This window comes from Bacillus sp. JJ634 (assembly GCF_036962285.1).
Taxonomy (GTDB): domain Bacteria; phylum Bacillota; class Bacilli; order Bacillales; family DSM-1321; genus Peribacillus; species Peribacillus asahii_A.
The window spans coordinates 1-7,802 of the sequence record NZ_JBALMU010000160.1 but is presented as its reverse complement, the minus strand read 5'-3'; the positions used below and the strand labels follow the sequence as shown (position 1 = coordinate 7,802).

The window sequence follows — 7,802 nt, the reverse complement described above, 5'->3', positions numbered from 1 at the left end:
TGAAGTTATCGCTCCCTTTTCCCACTGTTCACACCGTACGTGAAACTTTCGAATCATACGGCGTTCCAACTAATCCAATTTATTCTTTCTATGTATTAAGCAGACGAGTGCTGTTTTTCCAAGTTTATATTATTTCATTTAGACATTTTAATCGTAACTTATTTACTTTTTCTTTCTGATTACTGGTAAGCTTTAAAGATTGTAAAAGAGTTTCTATTTTACCTTTATCTTTTAGATGAATTAATTGATGAATTGCTTTATGAACAATTATCAAATTTGAATAACTGTCATCTTTCGAAAGATAATAAGGATTTACGTGATGACAATGCCATTCATGTATCCCTAACTCTTCTCCTAATATGGCACATTTACCATACTGGGCAATAAATTTACTGATTCGATTGTCGTTATATTCAATGGATCTGTTTAAAATATAGTTTCTCATGATGTAAGAAAGTGTATTTTTATCAATAGCCTTTAGACTATTATGAATTTTTGCTCTACCTTCGGCAGTAAAGTTACATATTACTTGGGAGAAACCAAGTGTCTTTTTCCACCGTTGTGCGTGGATAGGGACAAAAACCACTTTTTGAATCTTATACATTTTAGCCTTATAACCCTTGTACCTTTTCTGTAAGGTTTTTGTCATCTCCTGGAAACTTGCCTCGGTTCTAATATTCTTTAGTTGATTATATAACGTCTTGCGGAGATGTAAGTTTAACTCATTTAAATTAATTGTAATTTGAGTCGCGACGGAGTAATAGTTTTGAATTCCCATTACAACAGTATTGAAATTCCATACAGTCTGAATGCAAGGCTTTTTCTTAACTACTTTTATAGCTTCCTTAATCTTTTGAAAGGCGTTTTCTTTAGCCTTTTTCGACATATCAGACCTTGCTACGTAATCAAATCTTGTTTTTCCTTTCCTTACTGCTTTTATTGAAAAACCAAGAAACTCGGAAGAGTTTTTCTTCAGGTTAATAACTTTCGACTTTTCCTCACTTGTTTCCAAATGAAGTCTTTTTCTCAAGAAGTCTTTCAATGCATAGTTCATTTTTATTGCGTGTGACCTTGTTCGGCACATTACCTTAATATCGTCCGCATAACGGACGATAAAGCACTCTTTCAAGGTTGTTTTCTTTAAATGCTGATACTTACTACCATCCGTGGAATAAGTATATTTGCTTTCAAACGTTTCCCATTGGTCACTAATCCACCAATCCAATTCATTCAATACAATGTTGGATAATAAAGGTGACAGAATACCTCCTTGCGGAGTTCCTTTTGTTGGAATACCTTCTCCCTCAATCTCTGCTTTTAATAGCCTAGATATACATAGAGAGAAGTGATTTATCCCTTATACCTAGTGACCACATTTGTTTTAAAAGCTTACTATGATTCACATTATCAAAGAAACCTTTAATATCTACATCGACACAATGGTGGAGTCCACTTTGATTAATAAGAAATTCAAGCCTTGCTTTGGCGTGATGAGTGCTGCGGTTTGGTCTAAATCCGTAGCTATGTTTATGGAACTTAGCTTCACAAATTGGCTCTAAGATTTGTAAAATACACTGTTGAAAGATTCTATCCCATATTGTCGGAATCCCTAAAGGTCTAGTTTTTCCTTTTCCTTTTGGAATGAAAACTCGCCTTACTGTTTCCGGTTCATACCATTTAAACATGGCTTGAACCTTTGCTATTACACCTTCAACTGCTAAATGCTGAATATCTTTAATTGTTAACTTATCAGTTCCCCCAGTTTTACTACCTGTGTTTCTTTTAATATTTCGGTAGGCAAGTCGTATATTATCTTGAGAACTCATTAATTCTGTTAATTCATAGAAGTGATGACCAATAACACTTTGAGCATATAGTGTATCGAAACAATCTTGCATACTATAATATTCACTGTGTCTCAATTTCTTCCGTTTCAATAAGTCGGTGGCTCCCTTCGGATTTAAACCTCTTTTAGTCTCACAAGAACCTTATTAATCGATAAAGAACTGCCTTACTTGGTTGAATAAATCTTTATTAGTCTAGTGGCTATCCCTCCATGTGGATTAGACATTTCATTGGTACTGTGCCACCACTTTCACTGATATAAAGGCAAGTTATACAGTAACTAGTATCATTATTGCTTTCATTGCCAACGCTTCTTCGGGAGTAAGCCCTCCACGTTATCAGCTTACAAAGTTGAATTATATCTATTATAGAATGAACTTAGGTGCTTCCTGTAAGCCTGTTAGCGTTCATACGCCTTTAACGTATCATGGATTTTCATATTAGTTAGTCTTACTCACCCACATCTAACCTCACGATTTGGTGATATACATATTTCTATGTATCGCAGTTCTAGACCCGTACATTCAGAAGTTCGTCAGCTTAACCTTTTCTTTTAGGTTTATTTGCATTTTCACCATATTCATTCAACTCAAGCACCATGAATTACACCACTCCATCGAGTAGGCTTTCGTCAGCCGAACTGGTACGGTAATTTCTCACGCCTTTTCACCGAGCTTATAACACTATCATTCTTACTAAGTCCAGTGCTATTCGACTAAGAGAGAACCCTTCAGGGCGTTACTCCGTCATTTGATTCTTCGATATAACCCTTCCGTTCCGAAGGAACTGCCCAGCCTTTACCAGAGAGATGTAACCATCCTCCATTTAAGCTAGGAACATTTCGCACAACTAAACTATCCCGTTAGCTATCCATGAAGCGCAAAGTCAGCGCTTCACCACAGAAAATGAAAATATAGTAAACTGTCCATACCGGTTCTTAATCCAGTTAATCCAATCCACAGATTAATCTTTTCAACTCATTGTCTTCGGGTTGGTTGGTATGCTTTCGGTTCAATATACGTAATATAGCATCGATTAAATATGGTAATGCTGCTGTTCAACGCTATTACAATATTTAGCCCCTGTAATAATTATCATGGGTATCAATAGTTGAGAAACAGTGTACCCTTCACTGTCCCTCTTTTTTAATGAAGTAATAGGAGTTTAGCGAACAACGAATATTGAAATATACTAGAATGTAAAATGGTGAAGGGAGATTTTTATGATAATTTTAGTTATTTTTGGAGTCTTATGTGGAATGATTGCTAGTATGGTTGGGGCAGGTAGTTCCATGATGATGACTCCTTTGCTATTATATTTATTTCCCTTAATTACAGGGACGCAATTTACTATTCAAACAATTACATCAGCAACACTTGCACTTACCCTTTTTTCTACAGCAACGGCTTCTATACGATATCATCAAGCAAAGCTCATACCGTATCGTTATGCTCTTATACTAGCAGTCAGTGGTTCGTTAGGGTCATTTATCTCTGGGAGTTACATTTCGCAAAATGTAAACCATCTATTTGTGTTGGTTCTATTTGGTTTTATTGCTGTTTTGTCATTTATCTTCAATTTAATTCCAATTAAGGAAAATAAAGTTCAGAAACCTGAAACAATACTTTTTGTAATGGGTGTTATTATTATCTTTTTCTTAGGTATAACTACGGGCATTATTGGAATTGGAGGTATGGTTCTGTTTATGCCCTACATGGTCTATGTATTGCATTTTCCAATTCGAAAAGCAATCGGAACTACAACATTTACTGGAGCTATGATTGCTCTTTTTGGGATTATTGGGAAATTTGTCGCAGGTATGATGTACTGGAAAATCGCCCTAATTGTTGCTGTTGGTGGGATGGTTGGGGGTTATATTGGACCAAGTTTAAGCAAATTCTTCCCTGAGCGTATATTACGTTATGGAATGGGTGTAATTCTACTTTCAATTATATTAACGGTGGTAATAGATATAATACATTTGTTCAAGTAACATGTTCAATAATGGAAGTAAACAACTAAAGCCGATTATTTTCCTTACTATAGGAAAAATCGGCTTTTCATTTCCAAAAACGGTCTTATCGTATGTTTTCGTAAAAATCTTGGTACTACCCCTTAATGGCAACTTTTCTTACGGGACAAGTTTGTCCAAAATCAAAAAAATTTATTCACAAACTGTTTGGATTAGTTTTATAAGCTAGAAATGTAGAAGAAACTGCTACTCTATATTTCTAACTAACATTTCTTGTACCAGAACCCTACGAGAATAGAGGTCCCCCGCCACGAACGGGGGATTCTATTTAAAGTTATTATGCTTTTACAAATACCGTTTTGATAGAAGTAAAGAACTCAATCGCAGCCTGGCCTTGTTCTCGTGAATGAGAACTAGATTGCTTCATTCCGCCAAATGGAGCCTGAAGTTCTACACCGGCTGTTTCTGCATTTATTCTAACAAGGCCGGCTTCCATTTCGTTAATGAAAGACAGCATGTTGCTAATGTCTTTTGTATAAATCGATGCACTTAGGCCAAATTCTACATCGTTTGCCTGTTGTAATGCCTCTTCAATCGTCTCGACTTTAATTAATGCCAGAACAGGTCCGAAGATTTCTTCCTGAGCGATAATCATGTCATTTCTTACATCTTCGAACACGGTAGGCTGTACATAAAAGCCATCTTCTGTTCCATTTTCCTTCGGTCTTTCTCCGCCGTATAGAAGAGTCGCCCCTTCTTCCCTCCCTTTTTGAATGTACGATAATACCGTGTTCAATTGGCTTTCGCTAGCGCAAGGACCCATCCACGTTTCTCCTTGCATTCCGCATCCAACCTTTATTTCGCTTACTTTCGCTAGAAGTTTTTCTTTAAACACTTCATACACATCAGCCTGTACAAAAACGCGGCTTGTTGCTGTACATTTTTGCCCCGTTGACCGCAGGCCTCCACTAATTGTTCCTTCAACTGCAAGATCAAGATCTGCATCGTTTAAGATAATAACAGGATTCTTACCGCCCATTTCGAGCTGGTATTTTGCCCCTCGAGCAAGGGCTCCTTGACCAACTGCTTTACCAACCTTATTAGACCCTGTGAACGTAATACCATTGATATCTGGGTGATCAATAATTCCTTGACCAATCACACTTCCCTGGCCTGTTACCATGTTGATAACACCTGATGGAATACCGGCTTCTTCAAAACATTCCATTAGTTTAGCTGCCGTAACAGATGCTTCCTGTGCTGGCTTCAACACCACCGTGTTTCCGTAAATAAGTGCCGGAGCCATCTTCCAAATCGGAATCGCTACAGGAAAGTTCCATGGTGCGATAACACCTACAACGCCAAGAGGCACACGTGATGTAAACATAAGCGCTTCACTATCTGTAGATGGAATCACGTCACCGACTTTTCTCATTCCCTCACCAGCATAGTAGCGAAGAATAGCCACTCCGCGGGCAGTCTCTCCTTTTGATTCTGGAAATGTTTTTCCCATTTCTTTTGTCATTGTTTCTGCAATCTCATCAAGGCGTCTTTCTATTACATTAGCTACTTTATATAGATAATCACCTCTTACTGCTCCTGAAAGTTTTCGCCACGCATTTTGTGCTAATTTAGCCGCTGCCACAGCTGCGTCCAAGTCTTCTCGAGATGAAGATTGCACATAACCGACAATTTCATTTTTGTTTGCCGGATTGATGCTGCTTTTCACTTCATTTTTCGAAGAAGCCTTCCATTCTCCATTTATAAAGTTCATATACGTTTTCACATTTTCCCCAATAACATTCTGCATTTATCATTTCCTACCTTTCTTTTTCATAGAATCATCTCAAATCCCTACACTTCGTGAATACCATACATGGTTAATAAAAGTAACTTTAGGCTATATATCTCTTATTTTATGTATGGGACAGAACTCTTCTCTCTTCTGTTGACTCTTCTAAATCACCATAGTAGGCTTTTTCAATAATGGATTGGATATCTGCCGGTTTTGTAAGTCTAGGATTAATCAGCACATTTCCACTTCTCATTGAATCCTCTACTAATTTTGGCAAGTAATCTAGTGAAACTCCCAAGTCCTTAATATTAAGAGGAATGTTCATTGATTGATTCATTTCAATAACCGTTTCAATTGCCTTCTCAGCAGCCTGCAAAGTAGATAAGCCGCTAACATCTTTTCCTAAAGCTATCGCTATATCTTTATACTTATCTGCACATGCCGGAAGATTAAATTTCATAACAAAAGGCAATAGTGCTGCATTTGCAATTCCATGAGGAATATTGAAGACTCCTCCAAGCGTATGAGAAATGGCATGTACATTTCCCAAACGTGACTGAGAAAATGCGACTCCGGCCAGCATAGAGGCTACCAACATGTTTTCCCTGCTTACTAAATCCGTCCCCACAAAGTAAGATTTTGTTAAATTTCCGCCAATCATTTTAACAGCTTGCATGGCAAATGCCTGACTAACAGGGTTAGCTGCCTTAGATGTATAAGATTCAATCGCGTGGGTTAATGCATCCATCCCCGTTGCCGCTGTAATTTCTTGAGGCAGACGGAGAGTAAGGGCCGGATCCAGTATAGCTAGATTTGGAAATAAATGCGGACTAATTACAGCTAATTTAAAGGAAGTCTCTCTATTCGTTACAATGGTCGAATTTGTTGTTTCACTCCCTGTTCCTGCCGTAGTAGGTATTGCAATGATTGGAAGTGGAAGATTCGTAATCTTGCCTACGCCTTCATATTCCAATATGTGTCCAGGATTAGTAGCCATCGCTGCTATTCCCTTAGCAGTGTCGATACTGCTTCCGCCGCCTACTGCCAGAACAGCATCACTTTTATGCTGCTTAAGATAATCGACCCCTCTATGAATAGTTTCAGCCGATGGGTTCGGCTCTACCTCATCATAAATTTCATAATCTACATTTACATCGAGGAGAGATTTCTCAATTCCATCTAAAAGATTGGCTGCTTTTACTCCTTTATCTGTAACGATAAGTACTCTAGTAACACCTAATTCCTTAACTAGTTCTCCTGTTTCTTCGGATATCCCGTTGCCGCACTCCACTCGTGTTGGCATGAAATATTTATAAGACACTAAAGACATTCGCTATAACATCCTTTCTACAAGAGATTTTTTGGATTTTTAATCACCAACTTACAAAATATGGTTACCCCTACAAATATCATACAAAATATGCTGCAATCGGTCTATAAGAATATTCTGATTATTAATATCGTTCGTGAAAAACGATTTAGGAGTGTTCTGGTGCAAAAACTCTAAGACATTTGCAAGTAATTTCTAAATCATGAACACACTGATACTATTACTCTAAAAAAGGAGTATGATCAGTGCGGGAAATGAATTTTCACTCAAATAGAAACATTATCAGCCTGACATCATTTTATTAACGGTAAAATGGTACCTGCAGTACAACCTCAGTTTTCGTGATTTGGTGGAAATGATGGAGGAACGCGGTTTATCTATGGCTCACACAACGATTATGCGTTGGGTACATCAATATGGACGTGAAATGGACAAAAGAATTCGTAGTCATCTTAAGAAAACAAACGATTCCTGGCAAGTAGATGAGACGTATCTTAAAATTAAAGGGCAATGGATGTATTTGTAGCAGGCTGTTGATTCAGAAGGAAATACCATTGATTTTTATCTAAGTAAAACAAGAGACCAAAAAGCGATTTTTTAAGAAAGCTCTGTGGTCTCTTCATGTTTCAACGCCTCGAGTTATAACAGTCGATAAGAATCCTGCCTATCCTATAGCGATTGAAGATTTGAAGAACGAAAAAGGATGCCCGTAGGCATCCAAGTAAGGCAAGTGAAGTATCTGAATAACATAATAGAACAAGATCATCGGTTTATTAAAAAGTGAGTTCGTTCAATATTAGGCTTAAAGGTCTTTCACTCAGCAAAGTCCGTTATTTCTGGAATAGAAGCGATGCATATGA

Annotated in this window: 3 protein-coding genes and 2 pseudogenes; 2 read left to right on the top strand and 3 right to left on the bottom strand. The window is 37.5% G+C overall.

Features of this window, described 5'->3' with window-relative positions:
* Nucleotides 1–124: 124 nt before the first annotated feature.
* Nucleotides 125–1,937, bottom strand: a pseudogene (gene ltrA, locus V7068_RS20050) (group II intron reverse transcriptase/maturase).
* A 1,130-nt stretch (nucleotides 1,938–3,067) separates the two neighbouring features.
* Here ltrA and V7068_RS20045 point away from each other — a divergent pair.
* A complete protein-coding gene (locus V7068_RS20045; protein ID WP_499714249.1) occupies nucleotides 3,068–3,838 on the top strand; it encodes a sulfite exporter TauE/SafE family protein in 771 nt (256 codons plus the stop codon).
* Between the two features lie 316 nt (nucleotides 3,839–4,154).
* Here the strand turns inward: V7068_RS20045 and gucD are convergent, their stop codons facing one another.
* Nucleotides 4,155–5,627, bottom strand: coding sequence for an alpha-ketoglutaric semialdehyde dehydrogenase GucD (gene gucD / locus V7068_RS20040; RefSeq protein ID WP_499714248.1), 1,473 nt, complete (start codon nucleotides 5,625–5,627; stop codon nucleotides 4,155–4,157).
* A 106-nt stretch (nucleotides 5,628–5,733) separates the two neighbouring features.
* Entirely contained in the window at nucleotides 5,734–6,942 is a 1,209-nt protein-coding gene (locus V7068_RS20035; protein ID WP_499714247.1) for an iron-containing alcohol dehydrogenase, read from the bottom strand.
* Between the two features lie 292 nt (nucleotides 6,943–7,234).
* Here V7068_RS20035 and V7068_RS20030 point away from each other — a divergent pair.
* A pseudogene (locus tag V7068_RS20030) lies at nucleotides 7,235–7,802 on the top strand (IS6 family transposase); the annotation flags it as partial.

Coding starts and splice junctions, on each gene's coding strand:
- V7068_RS20045 (WP_499714249.1), top strand. CDS start 3,068: ATGATAATTTTAGTTATTTTTGGAGTCTTATGTGGAATGATTGCTAGT.
- gucD (WP_499714248.1), bottom strand. CDS start 5,627: ATGCAGAATGTTATTGGGGAAAATGTGAAAACGTATATGAACTTTATA.
- V7068_RS20035 (WP_499714247.1), bottom strand. CDS start 6,942: ATGTCTTTAGTGTCTTATAAATATTTCATGCCAACACGAGTGGAGTGC.